The sequence below is a fragment of the Blautia sp. AM29-29 genome, from assembly GCF_003480555.1.
GTDB classification, from domain to species: Bacteria; Bacillota; Clostridia; order Lachnospirales; family Lachnospiraceae; genus Fusicatenibacter; species Fusicatenibacter saccharivorans.
This window is the reverse complement of the sequence record NZ_QUJD01000010.1, coordinates 76,145-99,572: the sequence shown is the minus strand read 5'-3', so window position 1 is coordinate 99,572 and position 23,428 is coordinate 76,145. Positions and strand designations below refer to the sequence as shown.

Sequence of the window (23,428 nt, the reverse complement as noted above, 5' to 3'; positions counted from 1 at the left end):
GTTTTTGTCCTCCATTTTCTATGTCTATTTATTATCTATTATTATGTTGTTCATTCACATTTCTTTTTAAAAAGGTTAAAAAAATAGCAGGCATTCGTTCCGGCCTGCCCGCACATGCAATTTCTGCTATGCTTTTTCTGCCTGCGAATGTTTCTTATTTTTCTTTATTCTGATTGGAGCTGCAGCAACAGCAACAACACATCTCCATCATTCTGTTCTCCTGCATTCGTCTGTTGTCTGTTTTTTTCATTTGCTGTTCTCCTTTCCTACTAAGTCGATATGTTTAATGTGTTTCTCGATTACATGGCATATTATAATGCATATTTTTTCTATGTGCAACCCCTAAAACGCCTTTTGGTAATTGTTATTTCGATGAATCGCTTATAGGTTTTTCCTATTGGTTAGTCATACCAGAAAGATATTATTTATCACACCTGTAGGCTGATTTTGCTTTTTCCCGGCCAACCGCCGCAACTTTTGCAATGTGCTCAACAATTCTTGCCATGGCTTTTTTCTTAAGAAACGATACAATAAAAAGCAAAGAACACCACTTGCAAAATACAATGTACTCTCGGAATCTTTCTGTGCTTGTTTTTGTGAGATGATTTTTTGTCAGTTGTGCCCAAATTTCTGAGGCGTACGCGGTGCGTACGTTGATGAAATTCGGGTGCAGCTGGCGGAAAATCAGCCACAAAGGCAAGTGCAGAAAGATTCCGAGAGTACATTACAAAATAAAGGAGAGTTTTTCTTATGGAAATGACATTTCGCTGGTATGGTTCCAAATTTGATACTGTTACCTTAGAGCAGATCCGCCAGATTCCGGGCGTAACCGGAGTCATCACAACCCTGTACGACACTACCCCGGGCGAGGTGTGGACACGCGAAGCGATTCACGCGTTAAAAGAAGAGGTTGAGGCCTCTGGACTTCACATCTCCGGCATCGAGAGCGTCAACATCCACGACGCCATCAAAATCGGCAGCCCGGACCGTGAGCAGTACATCGATAATTATATTGAAACGTTAAAGCACCTCGGCGAGGAAGACATTCACCTTGTCTGCTATAACTTCATGCCGGTCTTCGACTGGACCAGAACAGAACTCGCACGCGTCCGTCCGGACGGCTCGACCGTACTTGCCTACAAACAGTCCGCCGTAGACGCACTTGTTCCGGAAAAAATGTTTGAATCTATCGCAGGTGATGCAAACGGCGCAATTCTTCCTGGCTGGGAGCCGGAGCGCATGGCAAAAGTGAAAGAGCTCTTTGACGCTTACCGCGATGTGGATGATGAGAAACTGTTTGCCAACCTCAAATACTTCCTCGAACGCATCATGCCGGTCTGCAACGAATACGACATCAAAATGGCCATTCACCCGGACGACCCGGCATGGAGTGTCTTCGGTCTTCCGAGAATCATCATTAATAAAGAAAACATTCTGCGCATGATGAAGATGGTCGATGACCCGCACAACGGCGTGACCTTCTGCTCGGGCTCCTACGGAACAAACCTGGAGAACGATCTTCCGGATATGATCCGTTCCTTAAAGGGCCGCATCCACTTCGCTCACGTCCGCAATCTGAAATTCCACAGCCAGCAGGATTTCGAGGAGGCCGCACACCTTTCCTCTGACGGCAGCTTCGATATGTATGAGATCATGAAAGCGCTGTACGACACCGGCTTTGACGGCCCGATCCGCCCGGACCACGGACGTATGATCTGGGGCGAGAAGGCAATGCCGGGCTATGGACTGTATGACCGCGCACTCGGCGCGACTTATTTAAACGGACTCTGGGAAGCTATTGACAAGAGTCACAAACGTGGAATTTAAAGGAGGTTTTTACTGATGTCTCTTAACTTAACAGCTGCCGGACTGGCAGATCAAAAAGCGTGGGAAGCCGCAGGCTATGCGCTTCCATCCTATGACCGCGAAGCAATGATCACCCGCACGAAAGAATCTCCGTGCTGGGTGCATTTCGGAGCCGGAAATATTTTCCGTGCCTTCCAGGCAAATACAGCACAGGAACTGCTGAACAACGGTACCTTTGACCGCGGTGTCATCGTTGCGGAGGGCTTCGATACAGAAATCATCCGTGATATGTACCAGCCGCACGATAATTTAAGCATTCTGGTGACCTTAAAAGCCGATGGTTCTGTCGAGAAAACCATTGTTGGAAGCATCGCAGAATCGCTGGCTGCCGATACGGCGGATTCTCCGGATTTTGCCCGGTTAAAAGAAATCTTTACCAAGGATTCCCTGCAGATGGCGACGTTTACGATCACCGAAAAGGGATATTCCCTGAAAAACGGTGCGGGCGAACTGCTGCCGTCTGTTGCTGCCGATTTTGCTGCCGGACCTTCTTCCGTTACCAGCTATATGGGAAAAGTTGCTTCTCTTTTATATGAAAGATTTCTTGCAGGCGAAAAACCGGTTGCGATGGTCAGCACCGACAACTGCTCCCACAATGGCGAAAAACTTTCCCTTGCCCTGACAGCCTACGCTTCTGCATGGGAAGAAAACAAGCTGGTACAGCCAGGCTTCCTCTCCTATCTGCAGAACCCGGAAAAAGTCAGCTTCCCGTGGACCATGATCGACAAGATCACCCCGCGGCCGGATGCTTCCATCGAAAAGATGCTCGAGGAGGACGGCCTCGCCGATGCACAGCCGATTATCACCTCCCGCCATACTTACGTTGCTCCGTTCGTCAATGCAGAGGAATGCCAGTACCTCGTGGTCGAAGACCATTTCCCGAACGGACGGCCGCCGATGGAAAAGAGCGGATGGATTTTTACCGACCGGGAAACTGTCAACAAAACAGAGCGCATGAAGGTCTGCACCTGCCTGAACCCGCTGCACACCGCACTCGCTGTGTTCGGCTGCCTGCTGGACTATGAACTGATCAGTGAGGAGATGAAAAATCCGGTACTGAAAAAGCTCGTGGAGCGCATCGGATATGTGGAAGGACTTCCGGTTGTCACCGATCCTTGCATTCTCTCTCCGAAGCAGTTTATCGATGAAGTGCTGAACATCCGCATCCCGAATCCGTTTATGCCGGATACGCCGCAGCGAATTGCAACCGATACATCACAGAAGCTGTCGATTCGGTTCGGTGAGACGATCAAATCGTATCTTGCTTCTCCGGAGCTGTCACTCTCGGATCTTCAGGCAATTCCGGCTGTATTTGCGGGATGGCTGCGGTATCTGATGGGCGTGGATGACAACGGCGATGCATTTGATCTGAGCCCGGATCCGCTGCTTGCCACGGTCCGCCCGTATGTGCAGGATCTGAAACTCGGCGCACCGGCTGACCGCGAGACCCTTTCCAAAACTCTGGCTCCGCTGCTCTCCGATGCTTCGATTTTCGGTGTGGATCTGATTTCCGCCGGACTTTCTGACCGTGTGCTGAATGCTTTTGTCTCGATGCTTCAGGGACCTGGCGCTGTGACAGATACGCTTGCTGCGCTGACTGCTCAATTCTAAAAGGGAGGTATTTCCATATGAAACCTTTTATGGACGCTGACTTTCTGCTGCAGACCGATACGGCGAAAACACTGTACCACGAGGCGGCTGAAAAAATGCCCATTTTTGACTATCACAACCATCTGAATCCGCAGGAGATTCTCGAAGACCGCCAGATGGAGAATCTGACACGCGTCTGGCTCGGCGGGGATCATTATAAATGGCGTGCCATGCGTGCGATGGGCTTTTCGGAAGATCTGATCACCGGAAACGCCGATGATTACGACAAATATCTGGCGTTTGCCGAGACGATTGAGAACGCGATCGGCAATCCTTTATACCACTGGACACATCTGGAGCTGCAGCGGTACTTCGACATCACGACACCGCTCTCCCGCGCAGCAGCGAAGGAGATCTGGGATGAGGCGAATGCAAAACTGCAGACGAAGGAGTTTACCGTGCGCAATCTGATTCTGAACCAGCATGTGTCGCATCTGTGCACCACCGACGATCCTGCAGATGATCTGCACTGCCATCTGGCATTACAGAAGGAATACTTTGCCTGCCGCGTTCTGCCGTCCTTCCGCCCGGACCGCGCCGTTCATCTCGAAAAGCCGGATTTCCCGGAATACGTGGAAAAGCTTGCCGCTGCCGCCGGCAGGACGATTGCATCCGCAGAGGATATGGTGCATGCCCTCTCCTGCCGCCTCGACTTCTTCCTCTCCGCCGGCTGCGTTGTCAGCGACCACAGCCTTGAGGGCTGCTTCTATGTGCCATGCACGGCTGCTGAGGCGAATGATGTATTTGAAAATCGCATGAACGGCGGTGCTCTCACTGAAAAAGAGCTCGGCATGTACAAGTGCTTCCTTCTGACGAACCTCGGACGGCTGTATCATAAGCACAATATCGCCATGCAGCTTCATATCAAAGCACTCCGTAACAACTCGAAGCGGATGTTCCGTGCGCTCGGTGCCGATACCGGCTTTGACAGCATGAACGATTTCGCCTTTGCCCCGATGCTCGGCGCTTTCTTAAACGATATGGACGAGGACGACGCACTGCCGAAAACTGTGCTCTACTCTCTGAACCCGGGCGACAACCCGATGCTTGCAAGCATGGCTGGAAACTTTGCTGCGCCTGGCATCCGCTCGAAAGTGCAGTTCGGTACCGCATGGTGGTTCAACGATCACAAATACGGCATGGAATCCCAGCTTGCGACGCTTTCCAGCATCGGCATGCTCTCCACCTTCATTGGCATGCTGACCGACTCCCGCAGCTTCCTCTCCTTCCCGCGCCACGAATATTTCCGCCGGATTCTCTGCAATCAAATCGGAAACTGGGTGGAAAACGGGGAGTACCCGGCGAACCTGGAGTTTCTGAAAGAGATGGTGGAAAATATCAGCTACAACAATGCGGTTTCGTATTTCCTGTGATTTTCGCATGCCTTATTGACAATTATTCCCACATACCGTACAATAAAAGGGATTACTGATCAACGAAAGGATTACAGAAACATGGACGACTCAGGCAGTATGCCTCGACGATGCTTTATTTTCATCATTTGATAAACGGAGACATAATCTATCTTTGATTCCGCCAGATTCAAGATAGGTTATGTCTTTTTGTACATTTTTTGCATCGTGTCCCGGTTTCCTAAGAAAGGAAAAACAAATGAACAGCGACATTGTGTCACTCATCATCATTCTTATCTGCGTCATGCTCTCAGCCTACTTTTCGGCGACGGAGACTTCCTTCACCTCGCTGAACCGCATCCGCATGAAAAATATGGCAGAAAAAGGCGACAAGCGGGCGGAACTGGTGTTAAAGTTGCTGGAGAACTTTGACAAGCTGCTCTCCACGATTCTCGTCGGCAACAACATCGTCAACATCGGACTCAGCTCCCTTGCCACGGTGCTTTTTATCAAGCTTCTCGGCGGCGACTCCGGTGCGACGGTTTCCACGATCGTAACCACTATCGTGGTCCTGATCTTCGGCGAAGTTTCCCCGAAAAGCATTGCAAAAGAATCTCCGGAGACGATCGCCAAATTTTCCGCACCGTTTCTCCACATTCTGATGATCGTGCTGACCCCGGTGACGTTTTTCTTTTCCCAGTGGAAGAAGCTGCTCTCCCGCATCTTCAAATCCTCGGAAAACCACGGCATCACCGATGAGGAACTGATGACCATCGTCGAGGAGGCGACCCAGGAGGGCGACATCGACGACCAGGAAGGCGATCTGATTCAGAATGCAATCGGCTTCATGGAGATGGAGGCCGCAGAGATCTTTACTCCGCGTGTCAACGTCATCGGCATTCCGCTCGATGCGACGAAATCCGAGATCGCTAAGACTTTCTCCGACACCGGATTTTCCCGGCTGCCGGTGTATGATGATGATATCGACCACATTGTGGGAATTGTGTATCAGAAGGATTTCCACAACCACATTTACCACACCAACAAACCGCTAAGCAGCATCATCCGCCCGGCGCTCTTTGTAACCGAGAATACGAAGGTCGGCCCGCTGCTGAAAAAAATGCAGGCGAAGAAATCGCATATTGCCATTATCATTGATGAATTCGGCGGCACCGACGGTATCATCACCATGGAAGATATCCTCGAAGAGCTCGTCGGCGAAATCTGGGATGAGCATGATGCGGTTGTACAGGAAATCCAGAAAGTTTCCGAAAACGAATACCTCGTGACCGGAACGGCAAGCATCGACAAGGTGTATGAAGAGCTCGATATTGACAAAGAATTTGACGTCTTTACGGTCAGCGGATGGATCATGGGGATCCTCGAGCGCGTGCCAAAGGAAGGCGATCATTTCGTCTCGGATGGCCTCGACGTAACCGTACTGAAAATGGCAGACCGGAGAGTCGACAAGGTACGGATCGTGCGGCTGCCGAAGGATGAAAATGAACAGTAAGTAATTGATACGATTTACACGCAAAAAACGGATCGAAAATCTGGTTTTAAGTTCAGATTCTCGATCCGTTTTTCTTGTCCTATTGTATTTTCTTCTCCACCCGGTACTTCTTCGGCGATATTCCATAGCGCTCTTTGAAAATCCGATGGAAATAACTCATGTTCTCATACCCGACCCGCTCGCCGATGTCTGCCACGGAAAGTCCCGTCGTTTCCAACAGATACGCGGCCTGGGTCAGGCGTTTGTTCTGAACGAGTTCGGTGTAGTTTTTCCCGGTCAGACGGCGGATCATGCGGCTTAAGGTATAAAAATCGTAGTGCAGTTCTTCCGCCAGTTCCGAAAGACTGCCCTCCCGGTAATGTTCCTCGATATAGCGGTATACGCCGAGCAGCATCTCCTGTTCAAAATACTGCTCTCCCACCTGCACGCGTTCGGTGTAGTTCATGAGCTGCAGGAATAAAAGGCCCATCGTAATCTGATTGATGCTCCGCTTATTGCTCTGGTGATGTAAGAGCGTCCAGACGAGATTTTCGATCAGATTCTGCACCGGAAGGACATCCGCGATTCTGTAATGCAGATAACAGAGCGGTACCTCCCCGCTTTTCAGACAGCCGACGATAAAATCCTTTAACTGATTCTCCTCTGCCCCGATCATCCGCAGCGTCTGGTCGAAAAACTCCGGCAAGATCAGAAAGTTGACCGCGATATCGTCACGCCCCGCCGGTTCGATTTCCTGCACTGCATTCTGGTTCAGAATCAGCAGCTCGCCCGTTTTCAATTCGATCCGTTCCCCGTTGATGGTGTGCACGGTGCTTCCCTGGCACATGTAGATCATCTCGACATAATTGTGGCTGTGCGCCGGAAAACGAATAAACCGCGTGTGCGGCCGAATATCAATCAATTTTCCCCGCTCCAGCAGCTTTCCCGCATCCATCACAAACTTCTGCCCGCTCGAATACCGCTCCTTTTCCACTTCCGTCTTGCCGTCCAGAATCGCCTGTTCCTCCTCCGTAATCCGGGACAGGTCTGCTATAATTTCCTGTTTCACGATTATTCCTCACATTTTTCACGTTTTTTCTGCTTTCTATTATATTCCATTCTAGTGCAAACAAGCAATGTACTTTTTATTCCGCATTACGCAAAAAGACTCCGGCGGTTTTCACTCCGCCAGAGCCCTGTTTTTCTTTCTCTTTATTCTTTTACAGCCCCCAGCATAATACCATTGATAAAGTATTTCTGCAGGAACGGATAAACCACCAGCATCGGAACCATTGCAATGAATACCTTTGCTGCATCCAGCGACTGGTTGGACAGTTTGTCCATCTTTTCGATCTGATCCATCGAAAGATTTGTTGTCTGGATATTAACGACCATCTGTTTGATGTAAGTCTGCAGTGGATAATGCTGCTCCCCACTCGAAAGTACAAGTCCCTGGAAGTATTCGTTCCAATAACCGACGCTGGTGAACAGGATCAGCGTTGCGAAAATTGGAATTGCGCACGGAACAACGATACGGAACAGAACGGTCCATACACCGGCGCCGTCAATCTCTGCTGCTTCCATCAGCTCTTTTGGAAGGCTTCGATAGAAATTGATCAGAAGAATCAGGTTAAAGACTGGGAGTCCTCCGCAGAGGATCAGGCCGACCATATTGTCGATCATGCCGTAATTGACCATGGTGATGTACCACGGAATCGTTCCTCCGTTGAACAGCATACAAAAAATGACGATCCACATAATCACATTTTTCGGATGATATTCATTCGCTGATTTGGACAACGGATAGGCGAAGATGGCAAGAACTACAATCGTAAAAATTGTTCCGAAAATCGTTCGCTCTGCAGAAATCAGGAACGAGCGGAAGAACTGCGTATCTCCCATGATCTGCTGATACGAAGCCAGGGAAAATCCAACCGGATAGAAGCTTACCTTTCCTGAATTTGCTGCTGCTTTATCAGAAACAGAAAGACAGAGTGTATACCACAGCGGATACAGACAGCTTAAGGAGAGCAGACTCATCAGAATGATGTTAAATACATTGAATATTTTACTTCCAAGACTTTTGCTTTGAATCATGATTTTTGTCCCTCCTTAGAAAATCTTGTAGTCTGCGGCTTTGTATGCAACGATGTAGGAAATGACAATCAGTGTAAAGCTGATTACGGATTTAAAGAGACCCGCCGCTGTTGCCAGCGAGAACTGTACGTTCAGAAGACCCATGCGGTAAACCCAGGTATCAAGGATATCTCCTGTTGAATAAACCAGCGGGCTGTACAGATTGAAGACCTGATCGAAGCCTGCATTTAAAACATTTCCAAGGCCAAGAATACTTAATACAACGATGGTGCTTGCAATACCCGGAATGGTGATATTCCATACTGCTTTCCAGCGGCTGCAGCCGTCAATCGCTGCCGCTTCGTAAAGCTCCGGGCTGATACCGGTAAGGGCTGCCAGATAAATAACGGCATTGAATCCGAACTCTTTCCAGACATCCGAACCGATGACTAACTGACGGAAGCAGTTCTCCTCGGAGAACCAGATCTTTCCCTGGATTCCGAATACACCGAGAATCGAATTGATCACGCCTTTGTAACCGAACATTTCCAGAAGAACGCTTGCCAGGATAACCCAGGAAAGGAAGTGCGGCAGATAAACGATCGTCTGTACCGCCTTTTTGAATTTCACCTGACGGATTTCATTTAATAAAAGTGCAAATGCCAGCGGCACAATAATATTCAGAATCAGTTTGGCAACTGCAATGACCAGCGTATTGATGATTACGCGTTTACAGTCACTCATGGAAAACAGATAGGCAAAATTTTCCATTCCCACAAAATCCGAATGCCACAGGCCGGACATCGGATTGTAATCCTCAAATGCAATGACAATTCCAAACATTGGAACAATATTAAAGAAAAACAGCCAGACCATTCCAATCAGAACCATAATATGATAGTTCCAGATGGTTCTGGAATTTCTTGTTTTTTTCAGAACTCCCTTTTTCTTTGACGCAGAAGCTGCTTTCATACAGATCCTCCCTCCTGTCATTTCCATATTTTCCTTTTATTTCCGATGGACAGAACGTATTCTGTGAAAAAGGGGAAAGCTGACTGCTCTCCCCTTTTCGCAAAGCAGGTGATCTTTCAGGATCTGAAAATCACATTGAAACGGTCTGCCTTTTTCCTGTTTTAGTATTCTGCTACTTCTTCCAGAATTGTATCGCCGCCTTCAGACTTCCAGTTCTTCACGAACTCATCGTATGCGCTGATATCCGATTTTCCGGTGATGACTTTCATAACCATCTCATTTTCCATGGACTGCAGGTTTGCCCATTTTTTCTCCATGGTAGCTGTCTGGCTGAAGATGCAGCTTCTGACTTTGTTGTTTACTTCTGTCGTAGCGTACGGACGGTCGCCGACCAGCAGAGAATACATTCTCTGGAAGTTACCGAAGTTTTCAGTGCTGAAATCTTCGATAGAGAGCTGTTTGTCTTTTTCGTATCCAGGAACGGTATCCTTAATAACCGAAACATCGTTTGCCAGCAGTTTGTATGCACTGGATACACCTGCATAATCTTCCGGCTGGGTTTCGCCGTTTAATACTTTGATCAGTTCATGATAGGTGTATTCACACTCATCAGCCGGAGCCATCAGTGTTCTGACTGGCCAGAAGCTGAGCGGCTGCTCGGAAACATCAAATTTGCTCTCATCTCTCAACAGAACGTTGGCCATGATGATAACTGCTTTGGCAACATCTTCGGAAACATTTTTGTTGATGACACAGTAACCTGTTGTTGCAGATCCAAGTCTTACATTCCATTCACCGTCATCGGTGTAGATCGGATAGGTCTGCCAGTTTGCATCCGGCTCGTTACGGTATGCATCACCGATTCCATAACCGGAAACCCACCATGCGCCGAAGAACATGCCAACTTTTCCGGCATTGATCTGCTCGATCGTGGAATCTCTTGTTCCCATCTCAGGATCAATATAGCCTTTTGCGTACCAGTCCGCCAGACGCTCCAGTGTACTTCTGGTTGCATCGGAGTCGGTTCCATATGTTACGTTTCCGTCATCATCTTTTAGGAACAGTCCCGGATATGCGCCGTTTGCGGCAAATACTGCGTCAAATCCGCCTGTTGTTGTGCCGGTATCCAGGAAACTGGTATAGCATTTTGTATTTTTATCCGGACCAGCCAGCGGAATGGTATCTTCGCCTGCCGGTTTTTTCTCCGCAAATACTTTGGCAATATTTTCTACATCGTCCAGAGTTTTCGGTGCATCGAGACCATACTCATCGAGCCAGTCCTGACGAACGTTTAATACCTGAACGCTTCCGGTTTCTACCTCAACTGCCGGGATTGCATACTGTCTGCCGTCCACGCTCGCTTCTGCAATAGCCTGTCCATCGGTCGAATCCATAACTTCTTTTACCTGATCAGACTGTACTTTCTGGAACAGATCGGTCAGATCGTATAACTGACCTGCTTTTGCGGCTTTCAGCATATACTCTCTCGATACCGTCATCGCATCCGGAAGGGTATTGCTTGCGATACAGAGCGCTACTTTCTGTGTGTAATCATTTCCAGATGCTGCGGTCCAGTCTACAACGACTTTGATGTTGAAGTTTTCCAGAAGATAGTCGGTGTACTGGTTATTATCCACGCTCAGTCCGTCCGGCAGAGTATCGGTTGCGCTGACACCCTGTCCTACGTGTACCTCGACAACTTCCGGGAATTTTTTGAACGCCAGATCCTCTCCCTCTTCCTCAGAAGAATTATCAGCCGTTCCGGAAGATGCTGTGCTCTCAGATGATGCTTTACTGTCCGATGTGCCTCCTGTGCTGCCGCCGCTGCTTCCACATCCGGCCAGCATACCTGCGGTCATCGCTGCTGTGAGTAAGATTGCAACAAGTTTTTTCCTTTTCATGTGTTTTCCCCTTTCCTCGTTCGTCATTTTGTTTCTTTCGTTTTCTTGTAAGTCTATTTTATGATACATTTTGACGAATTAAAACAGCCTCGTGTTCTACTTTTTGAGAACATTTATACAAAACCAGGATCCATTTCATCCAAAAAGCAGACATTTGTTCTCTGTCCTTCAAACAAATGTCTGCTTTTTCATTCCCATACTCCGGCATTCTGCTAAAACTCCTGCCGTTTTAACTGTTTTTTATATTCGGCAAAGCCAATACCCATACTCTGCTGAAACAGTTTTACAAAATATTTTTCATCATGATACCCGACAGCATCCGCCATCTGTTCTGCCGAAATCTGCGGATTTTCCCGCAGCAGACGGCAGGCCAGCGCAATCCGTTCTTTTCGGATATAACTGTTGACCGAATAGCCTGTGCATTTCTTGAAACAGACGGAAAAATAACTTCTCGACATTCCAACAGCATCTGCAATCTGCTCCGCTTTCACTTCAGAATCCACCAGATGATCTTCGATAAAAAGTACCGCTTTTAAAATCAATATCTCCGTAACAGCCTGTCCTTCTCCGTTCTGTACCCGTTGCCACAGATCCTGTCGTATTTTTTCTGTCAGTTTTTCCGGCTCCTGCAGATTTTCATATTCCTGCTCCTCCATGAAAATGCCAAAGGCATTCTGAATTTCCTGCAATGTCTGCATTGTGTACCGGTATTCCTGTTTCTGACTGGTCGGAATTGCCTTCCAGAGATTACAGAGTTTTTGTGTTTCCTCTATATTATAAATCCAGGTCAGCGAAGCCGTCTCCTCCCAGAGTTTTCTCCACTGTTCCTTCTCTTCCTGATCTGCCACAGTCTCTGTCTTTTTCCGATTTATTCTTCCCCCCGCCTGCATCTGCTGCTCTTTTTCTTTCCGTTTTCGAATATGCTCCGCCGCACGCAGGAACACCTCGCCGCATTCTTCCGGTTCAAGCTGAAGCTTCGAAATATAATCAATTACCCCGAGCCGCAATGCTTTCTGCACATACGTAAAATCCTCATGTGCGGAAAGCACAATATAGTCCATGGAAATTTCCCGCGCCCTGCACTCGCAGATAAACTCCAACCCGGAGAGCACCGGCATCGTCAGATCCACCACGGCCAGATCCACCGGATGTGTTTCAATAAACTGCAGTGCTAACGCTCCGTTCGCCACATCTCCGGCGACCTCCATTCCGTATTTTTCCCACGGAATCAGTGAAATCAGTCCCTTTCTTGCCAGCTTATCATCATCAATCACCAATACCTGATACATTTGTTCCACCCCATTTTATCTTTTTCTCTTTTCCTTCTCGTAGTTCTTTTTTTATGCCGGAAGCACCGGAAAATGCAGGGTAACCTCCGTTCCTTTTCCCAGTTCACTCTCTATTTTCATCTCTGCTTCTTCTCCATAGAATGATTTCAGTGTCATCTGCACATAACGCAGACCGATCCCCTTTCGTTCGTCTTTTGCATTCTGCTCCATCTTCTCCGATATTTCAAAGCCCTTTCCATCGTCCCGGATTCGAATGGTAATTATCCCATCCTGTTCCGACGCTTCTACCCACAGGGTTCCAAATTCGTCCATATTATGGCAGACCGCATTTTCTGCAATCGGCTGCAGCAGAAAGCGGGCACACCGCGTATTCAGGTACTCTCCCTCCGCAATATCAAATTCACTGGAAAAATCATGCGTCATCTGCTGCAGTTCCAGATAATACTGCAGGTATTTCAATTCGGTACGCAGTGTCGTGTTCTGCTCCGCCTTCCCGAGGGAATAACTCAAAATAAAGCCGAGATGCTTCACGTAATCATCGATCTCTTTCTGATGATTTGTCAGCGCCATCCAATGAATAGAATTCAGCGCATTCATCAGAAAATGCGGATTGATCTGATACATCAGCTTTCCCAGCTCCAGATCTGCTTTTTCTTTTTCCTTCCGCTGCTCACTCTCAATCAGCTCCTGAATCTGCGCTTTCATCTGATTGAACGTTGCAAAAAGCTGATTGTATTCCGCAAGCTGAACCGGTGTCTCTGCCTCAGAAAAATCTCCTTTTCCAAAATGGCGCATTTCTTTTTCCAGTACTTTGATCGGATGCGATACCAGCCAGATCTGTGAAATTGCGACTACGGCAAGAATGGCCAGTGAAATAAAAATCACGCTTCCTGTCAGCAGGGTCCATTGATAAATTTCGCTCTGGTATTCATAAGTTGGAAGCAACAAAACCGTATAAAATCCATAGATATTCTTTTTGGCAACTCCCTCATATCCGTTCTGCTCTATTCTGCCATCCTCATCCAGTTCAAGGATATCTCCTTTTGCAAATGTTTTCTCGCTGGAATACTCTACTTTCTTTTCCGGATTCAGCTGTAGCAGCACATATGGTATTTTTTCTAATTCGGAACGTTTCTGCAGCATCAGTGCTTCATCTGATTTTGCTTCTAAATAAATCCAGGCATCTGTGCCATCTGAAAATGATGTTCTGCGTCCCATCGAAACAACATTATCATTTCTCACACTGTTGTAGCTTTGATGAATGGAATGATATGTAACTTCTCCCGTATCAACCAGCTTCGACAGTGTTTCCGGCTGGAATGTCTCCTTCTTTGTGCTGTACGTGGAAAACAGAATCTCCGGTGTCATTTCCCGGCTCTCCCCCTGAATCAGATAAGCGCCCAGCATAACATCTTCCATCTCCCAGGTTGCGACATTCAGGGTCTGATAAAAGTCCTGATACTCCAGAATTTTATCGTACTGCTCTTCTGCCGTTCGATAAGCATCATATTTTTCCCCGACCAGTCCATTCGATGTCATCGTCTGTGACAGACGCAGCAGCACATTGTACTCTGACTCAAAGCCCTGATTCACTTCCTCCAGTGTTGCTTTCAGCGATGTTTCCATTTTTGATTCCCGCATGGCTTTCATGGAAATCCGCGTGACAAAAATAATCAGCAGAAGACAGAGCAGACTGCTGCATGCAAATACCATTAAAACAATTTTCTTCAGGGAATATTCTTTTCTCTTTTTTGACTTCCCCATTTTTTCTCCATCCCCCATCTGCACATTCGTTTTTAAACGTTTTTCACAAAACGAAACCTCATTAATACCATTTTAACAACCAATTGCTGTTCCGTCCAGTCACAAGTTGCTCTGATTTTCTCTTTTTTATGGTCTGTGTTTTTCAGAAATCATGTTTTACACTTTACAAACTTGTCTTCCTAAAGTATACTTGAAGCAGTTGATTTTTCATTATTTCAAGGAGGTTTTTCCATGGAACAGCAGACCTACACCATTCGTGAAATGTCCGAGCGTTTTGGACTTCCGGCCTCTACGCTTCGTTATTATGAGGAGATCGGGCTTTTGACGGATGTCATTCATACCGAAAGTAAGAAACGAATTTACACCCAGCAGCACATTGACTGCATGACCGCAATTCTCTGCTTCAAGCGCACCGGTCTTCCGATTGCGGGGATTCAGGAGTTTTTCCGGCTTGAGGATGATATCCCGGGAAATATTGACCAGATGGTTGCCATTCTCGAAGAACATGAGCAGAATATACGCGAAAAAATCGAGCGCATGGAATCCGATCTGGAGCATATTCAACAGAAAGTGCGGTATTACAGTGCGGTTCGCGATGCGATTAAGAATGGGGATGAAATGCCGTCGTGGGATTCCTGCAGCTGTGAGGAGAAGGCGCAGTAGATTTCTCTCCAGGCTTTTCCGCCGCAGACACACACAAGTTTCAAAAGAGCAGGTAAGAAAAGGGACCAACATCCACTTTTCTTACCTGCTCTTCTTATTTTTTCTATCACCTTTTCCCTTCATACCCGGAATTTTTTCTGCATTTCCCGCATAAAATCTTTTCCGCGGAAAAAAAACAGCCCGATCAGATACAGCACACTGAGGCCCACGCAGATCACGGACGGCCAGGTAATGCGGACAGTTCCTGTCAGCCACAAAATCGCCGGAACGATTCCTGCTGCTCCGGACTGCATCAGATAAAAAAGATATTCACTGACCTCCATTTTGTACGCTCTTGCCAGAATCTGCATCGTCGCGCCATTCAGAAGAACGGCGAGCGGAATTGCGAAATCGACAGACCAGCCGATCCAGCCCGTCGCATAATCCCACAGAATCGCACCGATCATAATAAAGATCAATTGCCACATACTGTTTTTGAGTGGATTTTTCCGTTTCTGATATCCCACCCGGATCAGAAGCCAGGCGCAGAACACACCCGCTGTCGCATAACCTGCCCACCACATCTGCGGCGTTGCAAGGAAATTCATCATCCAGCAGAGTACGACAGCCGCGATGCAGGTGAAAGAAAAAATTTTCAATCCCAGTTTGGCCGTCCCGTGCGGCTGTTCTTTCTGTCCCGGAAAATCATTTTCCTCCTGTTCACAGACAATGCCCTCTTTCTGCAGCAGATGCATCAGGTTCCGTTCAATATTGGAATCGGCGATTTTAGATGTGATTCCAAGCACCATGCTGTCCCCGTAGGAGCAGGAACACATCTGTACTTTGTCTGTGCTGGTGAAAAATCCGAACCGCTCAATATATGTTTCATACTCCGGCGGCATCTGAATCCGGCCGATATTGGAATAGACGGTCGTAATGCTTCGTCCGCCGAGCGTCGTGCCCGCCATCAGCGCCAGATTTTTGATTTCCAGCGGCACGGCGCGCAGCACCGGATTCCGCTCAATCCGCACCAGATCGTTCATACGTGTGGAAATCTCCTGCTTCAGCGCCTCTTTCTGCATCGCGGCTCCCGTGATCTGCAGGGCATCCTCAAACGATGCCTCCGGCCCAAGATCACAGGCAATCTCGATCCAGCTCCAGAAATTCGTCATCGATGCAGATGGGAAAAAGTTACGCAAGTTGGCTGGAACCATCAGAGAAACCGGCTTTTTCAGCCTGCTTTTCGGGATTTCTTCATATACCGCATATACCAACGCCGCCGCAAGGTACGCCGTTACCGACACGCCATGTGCTTTTGCGCACTTATGAACTGCTTCCGCAGAAAGCAGAATCTCGGTAATTTCCATCTTCTCCTGCTCCAGATATTCGCCTTTGATCTGGTATGCCGGGCGGCTCTTTTCTTTTTCACTTTTCTTTCCGGTGTAATACTGGGAAAAGCTGTCCTCCTCGAAGTCCGTTTCCGTCAGCATATCTTCGCTGACCTTGGAAAATGTTTCCTCTGGATGGCGCAGGATCAGATAATTGCTCACCAGTTCTTTCAGAAACAGCATCGCTCCGGTGCCGTCTGTCAGGGCATGGAATACTTCGAAATTGATTCGGGTTTTATAGTAAGAAACCTGGAAAAGAAGCGTTTTGTGGTCGGGTACGTAAATCTCACTGCACGGCGGACGCTTTTCCTCTTCTACTTTTGCTGGCAGATCGCGCTGCTCCAGATAGAACCAGAAAAGACCTTTCCGCAGTACCATGGAAAACACCGGGTAATGCTCCATTGTCTCCTCCAGCGCTTTCTGCAGCAGATCCGCCTGGATGTCCTCTTTCAGTTGGCAGTAAAACCGGAAGACTCTCGTATCCTTTTTTCCGGTGGCCGCCGGAAATGCCTGTGCCGCGTTGTCCAGCTTTCTCCAGCGCGAAGAATGTTCTTTCTTCATTTTCTATGCCTCCTTACGCCTTCCCGGGTGTTAATTTTTTCTTCACTGCTGCTATGTTTTCCAGTTCTTCGTCTGCATTTTTCTGCTGTTTTTCTTTCCTTAAAAATGCATTCATATACTGAAAACTTTCCTGCACATATAGGTGTTCAATGCCAAGCGCAAAATAGCCGTGCAATGCACCCTTGATCCGATGATGTTCAACCAGATTGCCAGCCCTTTTCAGCTTTTTCGCATAATCCTCGCCCTCATCGCGCAGCGGATCGTACTGCGCCGTCAGTACCAGCGTGTCCGGCAGTCCCTGCAGATTTTCTGCCAGTACCGGTGCAAAGTACGGATTTTTGCGGTCTTCTTCGGTCCGCTGATACAGAATTACATAATCTTCCATTTTGACACTGGTCAGAAGGTATCCGGTTCCATTGGTTTTCACGGATTTGTACGGTGATTTCTCTGTGTAACAGGAATTCACCGCCGGATAAATCAAAATCTGTTTCCCCGGCAGCAGTTCTTTTTTATCCCTCGCCATCAGGCAGACCGCAGCCGCAAGATTTCCTCCTGCGCTGTCGCCCATGATCGTGACATTTTCCGGCGTTACCTCCGGCAGAATCTCCCCGCGCAGCATTGCCTGGGCGGCGGCGTAGCAGTCTTCTAAGCCTGTCGGGAAACGATGCTCTGGTGCAAGACGGTATTCTACCGATACAACAATCTGCCCCGTCGACTGCGCCATGCGTGCGCAGACACGGTCGTATGTCTCCACGCTCTCGGTTGTCCAGCCGCCGCCATGGAAGAACAGAATCGCTTCTTTTGCACCATGCTCCTCCATTTTTTCATCCGGGAAGAACAGCCGAATCGGAACCTTGTAGTCCCCATTATATATTTCCATATCCAATTTTCGCAGAAAAATACGGATCGGATCCAGCTTCTTGATATCGGCAAGCCGACGGGCGGATTCTACTTCAATTCCGCCGTAGGACAATACATTTAAAATGGCTTTGACTGCTTTTTTCATTCGCTCTCTCCTCTGTTGCTATTTTTCTGCTTCTGTTTTTCGTCTAGTTGCAATGTACTGCTTCAAAAATTCATACATCTGCTCATCCGTTGGCGGACAGCCTTTCAGATTGCATGCGAACCCGGAAGTACAACTTCCTACACCAAGCGCCCCGCTCTTTCCCCGGTATCCCTGCCCGATGCAGATTTTTTCGCGGAGTTCCGGCAGCAGTCCTTCCTCTTTCAGCCGGTCGAGCGCCGGGATCAGATAACCGTAGCAGGCACTGCAGGACTCAACTTCCTCTACGGCATCCTGCAGTTCCACGATCTTCCGTTTTTCCGGAATCACTCTTTTTTCACCAATTTCGCCAATTTGGCGGATTGAAAGCCGTGTGAGATCAGCGCTGCCCACGCCCAACTCTTCTGCCATTTTGACATACGGGACATCTTCTGGCTTATAATGCAGTTCCGCGCAGACATATGCATCGATCAACACCGGATCTAACCCAGCGAAAAGGCGATTCATAATAAACGGATTACCGCCATCCTCAAAGTCAAGGTCTCCGCAGATATTATCCACCAAAATAAAATCCTGATGAATCCCCAGCCCCAGATGCGCAATTGGCCGATGAAGTCCCATGGCATGAAAATGACGTTTTTCTTTATTCGGCAAGAGACCTTTCATGTTTTTCAGTGCGCAGGTAATTTTAGTCTGGCAATGGCCTTTCATGACCGGGACATTGATCATAAAATCCACCTTTTTCGCACATTCGCAAATTTGAAGTTCCATATCACCACACTGCACCGGCATGCTTTTTTCCTTCTGCGCATCGATAAGCGGAACGCCGTACTGTTCCGAAAGCATACGGTATCCACAGACCTCAAACGATTCCTCCGTCTTATCTCCGACCCAAGAGCCTTCCATGATTTGAAAGTTAGTAAATCCGTTTTCCTGAAGATATTCGATGATCCCCGCAACCACCTCCGGATGTGTCGTCCCTCCAAACTCCGCCGGGACAGGTGCTACCAGATTTGGCTTAATACCGATGAGACTGACCTTCGAAGGAATGAGCGTAGCTAAGGCACATTTGTTCAAAAGCTGTTTTGTCATTTCTTTATATTCCATTCCCTGTATCTGGATAATTTCGTTTTTATTCATTTAGTATTGCGGCCCCTTTATTCTGATTTGATTTTTTCTGACATTCGATATTCTTTAGTATATAATAGTTACTGCTTTCTTTCAACTCATCCAAAAACAAAATCATTTCCTGTGAACTGTAACCATTCCCATCATCTCCAGCTTCATAGAAAATTAAGCACTGTATGCTTGTAAGATTTCCAATCGCATTGTATAATAACTGGAAGACGGTACACAGAAAAAGTACCTCATCAGAAAGGAACTGACATGAGTTTTGAAGATGATTTAAAGGATGTCGGCGACAGTATTGGAAAGCTTGTGGATAATGCTGTAAATTCTCAGGATTTTCAGGAATTAAACCGGAAGATTTCAGACACCATCAACCAGTTTGTCTACCCAAACCGGAAGGGACCATTCCGTGCAAATGGCACACAGGAGCCGTCCCGCGGCTATTCCGCAGATACTTCCTACAGCAGCCAGCATTCTTCCCATAATAATACAACGCAGCAGACCGGACCGCATCACTATTCCTACGGGCCGGGAGGCACGATGCCGGGTAAGAGCGCGAACCCGGTTCCCAAACCTTCCCATACCTGGCAGACCCCGCAGAATACGGAATGGAACAGCCGCATACAGGAACGTCGTGTACTGCGCGAGCGTTTTATGCCATCCACCGATCTTGCACTTGTCGGCGGATTTCAGACGGCCGCCGGCTGGGGTGTCACCGGACTGTTCGGCTGCTGCACAGCGCTTAGTCTGTATTCCTTATTTGCAGGTCCAGACAACAGCGCGCTGATTCCTTCTCTTATTTTTGCCGCATTTACCATCGGCGGCGGCATTCTTCTGAAAAAGGGAAGTAAAAACCGGCGTCTGGTCCGCCATTTCCGCCAGATCTGTACGCTGATCGGCACAAAGGAATATATTTCCACGAAAGAACTCTGCGACAGTATGCACTGTGAGAAAGGTGAGCTTCTGACCGATATTACGACCATGATTGATAAATCCATGCTGCGCCAGGGCCACCTCGACGAGAATGGTACCTGTCTGATGGTGACAAATGACTGCTACGACCAGTACCGCGCAATGCTCGCCAGCCAGAGGGAACAGCAGATTGCTGAGCAGAAAGCACGTGAACAGCTGGAGGCCTCCGGTGTAACGCCGGAATACCAGCAGATGCTGGAAGAATGTGAATCGTATATTCAGAAGATCCATCAGTGCAACCTGGATCTGCCGGGTGAAGTCATCACAGCCAAGCTGAGCCGTCTCGAAACGGTTGTTACCCGGATTCTCGAGGAGGCAAAAAAGCGCCCAAAAGAAGCCGCCGCCCTGCGGAAATTTATGGATTACTATATGCCGACAACCTGGAAGCTGCTCGACGCTTACCGTTCCTTTGAGAACGAACCAATTCAAAGCGACAATATCCTCCGAACCAAGAAGGAAATCGAGGACACACTGGATACCATCAATGCCGCATTCGAAAAGCTGCTTGATGATCTGTTCCAGACAACGGCATGGGATATTTCTTCTGATATCTCTGTTCTGCAGACGATGCTGGCGCAGGAGGGACTGACAAATCAGGCAGGTCCGTCAAAGCAGGATATTGAGCCGCTTCACATGTAACTATTCAAAGCTATACAATTGAAATCAAATCACCGGTTACGTTTCCGTACCGAAGAAAAGGAGAATAGAAAACATGAATGATTTTGTAAAGGACACCACTGAAATTCCAAGCTTAAGTTTCGGCACTCCGGAGCCGGAACCGGAACTTCCGGTACAGCAGCCGGAAGAAAAGAAAGAGGTCATAGATGATTCTGTTCTGTCCGACGAACAGAAAGCCATGGTGGATGCCTTTGTTTCCCAGATTGATCTTGCCAATACAAACGGCATTCTGCAGTACGGTGCCGGTGCACAGAAGAAAATGGCAGACTTCTCCGAGAAAACGCTGGAGAACGTCAGAAGCAAAGATCTCGGGGAAATCGGCGATCTGCTCACCTCTGTTGTGACAGAGCTGAAAACGTTTGACGCAGAAGAAGAAAAGGGACCATTCTCTTTCTTTAAGAAAAGCACGAACAAAATCAATGCAATGAAAGCGAAGTATGACAAGGCAGAGGTGAATGTCAATAAAATCTGTGACGTGCTCGACGGCCACCAGCGGCAGCTTCTGAAAGACATTGCCATTCTGGATCAGATGTATGCACAGAACCTGAATTATTTTAAAGAGCTGACCATGTACATTCTCGCTGGAAAGAAAAAGCTGGAGCTGGTACGTTCCACAGAACTCCGTGATCTGCAGAATAAAGCGCAGATGACCGGAAAGGCCGAAGATGCACAGGCTGCCAAGGATCTCGAAGATCTCTGCAACCGATTTGAGAAGAAACTGTATGATCTGGAACTGACCCGTATGGTTTCGATCCAGACAGCGCCGCAGATCCGCATGCTTCAGAACAGCGATTCTGTAATGGCCGAAAAGATCCAATCCACACTCGTCAACACCATTCCGCTCTGGAAAAACCAGATGATCATTGCACTCGGCGTTCATCACTCGACTGAGGCTGCCAAAGCACAGCGCCAGGTTTCGGATATGACAAATGAGCTTCTGAAAAAGAATGCGGAGAATCTGAAGATGGCAACGATCGAGACTGCAAAAGAATCTGAGCGCGGTATCGTCGATATGGAAACCTTAAAACAGACGAACCAGAGCCTGATCTCTACCCTCGATGAAGTGATGAAGATTCAGGAGGACGGCCGCCAGAAACGTGCCGCCGCTGAAGTTGAGCTGGTACAGCTCGAAAATGATATTAAGAAAAAAATGCTGGAGCTTTCTGCAGGCGGACAGCACTGATACTTTTTGTATCCTATATAAAAAAAAACGGAGAAGCCGCTTTTTCTGTGGTTTCTCCGTTTTTTACGTCCTGTCTTACCCTTATCTCGGGCGTTCTGCCTTTTCATTCTTTCTTCGGTATTCCGTGAAATAAAATTCAATATCAAAGCAGGTCTGCTCATCGCCCTCTTCTACCATCTCCCAATCCGGTGATTCGTCAAGATCCTCAAAGAAGGTATCCGCCTGATACGTCATGTCAATTCGTGTGACGTATGCCGTATCACAGTATGGGAGAAGCTGACGGTAAATTTCTCCGCCGCCCGCAACATAAATATCGTCGTCCTCATACGGCTTTAACACTTCCATCAGCTCTTTGATACTGTGGACAACGGTTGCGCCGCGGACAGTCCATTCCGGATCACGGCTTAAAATAATATTCGTTCTGCCTTTTAAGGGCTGCCCTGCCGGTAGTGTAGCAAGTGTCTTTCTTCCCATCACGACAACGTGTCCCATCGTAGTTTCACGGAAGAATCGCAGATCAGACGGAATACTTACCAGCAGCCGTCCCTGATATCCCAGACCCCATTTGCGGTCCGCACTTAAAATTGCTTTCATTTTGTTTCCTCTTTCTGTGTTATTTTCTCATCCATACTGCCGGAACGGAACCCTTCCAGATCCATCGTCAGGTAAGAAAAGCCGAGCTTTTTCAGATATGCAATCATTTCTTCTCTCTTCTCAAGCACTTCCCCCATACGCTCCGGTGCGATTTCAAGACGCACCACATCGCCATGTACACGCAGGCGGAGATTCTCTTCCGCACCGAACAGCGTATGAAGCCATGCTTCGCCGTCCGCAATCCGATCCAGAACGTCATAGTCAATTTCTGCCCCGTAGGGAAGGCGTGTCGCCATACATGGAGTGGATGGACGGTGTGCTACGGAAACGCCGTACTTTGCAGCAAGTGCTTTTACCTCTGTTTTTGTCACATGACACGCTGCAAGCGGGCTGATGACACCATATTCTCTCAGCGCTTTTCGCCCCGGCCGGTAGACATGAAGGTCATCCTCATTTGTTCCGTCGAGTACCTGGGTGACACCGTGATCGCGGGCAAATTCCAGAAGTTTCCCAAATAGATAGTGCTTACAGAGATAGCAGCGGTTTTCCGGATTGTAACGGATTGCCTCCTGCTCCAGCTCATCAACAAAAAGGACCTCATGAACAGCGCCAACCTCCTTTGCTACTCTTGTCGCTGTCTCCAGGTCGCAGGGCGGATGCAGCCGTGTCTGAAAGGTTACTGCATAAACCTTTGTTCCATATTTTGCAGATGCATCCATGACAAGCTTCAGCAGCAGACTGCTGTCCACACCGCCGGAGAATGCCAGACAGAGATCCTGTTTTGCAATCTCGTCAAGTTGGGTAAGCAATGCCTTTTCCTTATTCTGCATATCTGTTTTCTGTTCTGTCCGGTTCTTTTTCTTTTCCTGTAATTCCATCGTATCTGTCTTCCTTTCCTGTAAAATGGCCGATGTCTT

18 protein-coding genes are annotated in these 23,428 nt (G+C 48.0%); 7 read left to right on the top strand and 11 right to left on the bottom strand.

Annotated elements, in window-relative coordinates; translation table 11 throughout:
- The first annotated feature begins 750 nt into the window (after window positions 1–750).
- The 4 genes from uxuA to DW769_RS09075 all read left to right on the top strand — a co-directional run bounded on the left by uxuA (window position 751) and on the right by DW769_RS09075 (window position 6,381).
- The gene (gene uxuA / locus DW769_RS09090) at window positions 751–1,827 is read left to right on the top strand and encodes a mannonate dehydratase (protein WP_118750282.1); all 1,077 of its coding nucleotides are present in this window, start codon (window positions 751–753) and stop codon (window positions 1,825–1,827) included.
- A gap of 15 nt (window positions 1,828–1,842) precedes the next feature.
- The gene (locus DW769_RS09085) at window positions 1,843–3,477 is read left to right on the top strand and encodes a mannitol dehydrogenase family protein (RefSeq protein ID WP_118600727.1); all 1,635 of its coding nucleotides are present in this window, start codon (window positions 1,843–1,845) and stop codon (window positions 3,475–3,477) included.
- Window positions 3,478–3,494: 17 nt separating this feature from the next.
- Window positions 3,495–4,889 (top strand): glucuronate isomerase, encoded by a 1,395-nt coding sequence (gene uxaC, locus DW769_RS09080; protein ID WP_118750281.1) that lies wholly within the window; start codon window positions 3,495–3,497, stop codon window positions 4,887–4,889.
- 238 nt (window positions 4,890–5,127) lie between these two features.
- The gene (locus tag DW769_RS09075; protein ID WP_117509487.1) at window positions 5,128–6,381 is read left to right on the top strand and encodes an HlyC/CorC family transporter; all 1,254 of its coding nucleotides are present in this window, start codon (window positions 5,128–5,130) and stop codon (window positions 6,379–6,381) included.
- 79 nt (window positions 6,382–6,460) lie between these two features.
- Here DW769_RS09075 and DW769_RS09070 read toward each other — a convergent pair whose 3' ends face one another.
- From DW769_RS09070 to DW769_RS09045, 6 genes are all read right to left on the bottom strand, one after another.
- Window positions 6,461–7,429, bottom strand: a complete 969-nt coding sequence (locus DW769_RS09070; protein ID WP_118750280.1) for an AraC family transcriptional regulator — start codon at window positions 7,427–7,429, stop codon at window positions 6,461–6,463.
- A gap of 143 nt (window positions 7,430–7,572) precedes the next feature.
- Window positions 7,573–8,457, bottom strand: coding sequence for a carbohydrate ABC transporter permease (locus DW769_RS09065; protein ID WP_055218653.1), 885 nt, complete (start codon window positions 8,455–8,457; stop codon window positions 7,573–7,575).
- 15 nt (window positions 8,458–8,472) lie between these two features.
- Window positions 8,473–9,408 (bottom strand): ABC transporter permease, encoded by a 936-nt coding sequence (locus DW769_RS09060; RefSeq protein WP_118600740.1) that lies wholly within the window; start codon window positions 9,406–9,408, stop codon window positions 8,473–8,475.
- Window positions 9,409–9,569: 161 nt separating this feature from the next.
- Window positions 9,570–11,309 carry an extracellular solute-binding protein gene (locus DW769_RS09055; RefSeq protein WP_055218762.1) on the bottom strand — a complete coding sequence of 580 codons (1,740 nt, stop codon included), beginning with the start codon at window positions 11,307–11,309 and terminating at the stop codon, window positions 9,570–9,572.
- A gap of 212 nt (window positions 11,310–11,521) precedes the next feature.
- A complete protein-coding gene (locus DW769_RS16420) occupies window positions 11,522–12,598 on the bottom strand; it encodes a response regulator transcription factor (RefSeq protein WP_055218651.1) in 1,077 nt (358 codons plus the stop codon).
- Between the two features lie 51 nt (window positions 12,599–12,649).
- Complete coding sequence (locus tag DW769_RS09045; RefSeq protein WP_158579814.1) at window positions 12,650–14,362, bottom strand: sensor histidine kinase; 1,713 nt, start codon at window positions 14,360–14,362, stop codon at window positions 12,650–12,652.
- Between the two features lie 231 nt (window positions 14,363–14,593).
- On the opposite strand from DW769_RS09045, the gene DW769_RS09040 reads away from it, so the two are divergent.
- Entirely contained in the window at window positions 14,594–15,025 is a 432-nt protein-coding gene (locus DW769_RS09040) for a MerR family transcriptional regulator (protein WP_022462066.1), read from the top strand.
- Between the two features lie 119 nt (window positions 15,026–15,144).
- Here DW769_RS09040 and DW769_RS09035 read toward each other — a convergent pair whose 3' ends face one another.
- The 3 genes from DW769_RS09035 to DW769_RS09025 are packed head-to-tail and all read right to left on the bottom strand — an operon-like array spanning window position 15,145 to window position 19,096.
- Complete coding sequence (locus tag DW769_RS09035; RefSeq protein ID WP_055218648.1) at window positions 15,145–16,953, bottom strand: DUF6320 domain-containing protein; 1,809 nt, start codon at window positions 16,951–16,953, stop codon at window positions 15,145–15,147.
- Between the two features lie 13 nt (window positions 16,954–16,966).
- Entirely contained in the window at window positions 16,967–17,959 is a 993-nt protein-coding gene (locus DW769_RS09030; RefSeq protein ID WP_118750279.1) for an alpha/beta hydrolase, read from the bottom strand.
- Between the two features lie 18 nt (window positions 17,960–17,977).
- Window positions 17,978–19,096, bottom strand: coding sequence for a DUF362 domain-containing protein (locus DW769_RS09025; protein ID WP_022462062.1), 1,119 nt, complete (start codon window positions 19,094–19,096; stop codon window positions 17,978–17,980).
- A gap of 246 nt (window positions 19,097–19,342) precedes the next feature.
- Here DW769_RS09025 and DW769_RS09020 point away from each other — a divergent pair, with 246 nt between their 5' ends.
- A complete protein-coding gene (locus DW769_RS09020) occupies window positions 19,343–20,695 on the top strand; it encodes a 5-bromo-4-chloroindolyl phosphate hydrolysis family protein (protein WP_118750278.1) in 1,353 nt (450 codons plus the stop codon).
- 73 nt (window positions 20,696–20,768) lie between these two features.
- Entirely contained in the window at window positions 20,769–21,917 is a 1,149-nt protein-coding gene (locus tag DW769_RS09015; protein WP_118750277.1) for a toxic anion resistance protein, read from the top strand.
- Between the two features lie 81 nt (window positions 21,918–21,998).
- Here DW769_RS09015 and DW769_RS09010 read toward each other — a convergent pair whose 3' ends face one another.
- Window positions 21,999–22,511 carry a dihydrofolate reductase gene (locus tag DW769_RS09010; protein WP_055218639.1) on the bottom strand — a complete coding sequence of 171 codons (513 nt, stop codon included), beginning with the start codon at window positions 22,509–22,511 and terminating at the stop codon, window positions 21,999–22,001.
- Window positions 22,508–23,389, bottom strand: a complete 882-nt coding sequence (gene larE / locus DW769_RS09005) for an ATP-dependent sacrificial sulfur transferase LarE (RefSeq protein WP_330425672.1) — start codon at window positions 23,387–23,389, stop codon at window positions 22,508–22,510. Before larE ends, DW769_RS09010 begins: the two co-directional genes overlap by 4 nt.
- Window positions 23,390–23,428 lie beyond the last annotated feature (39 nt).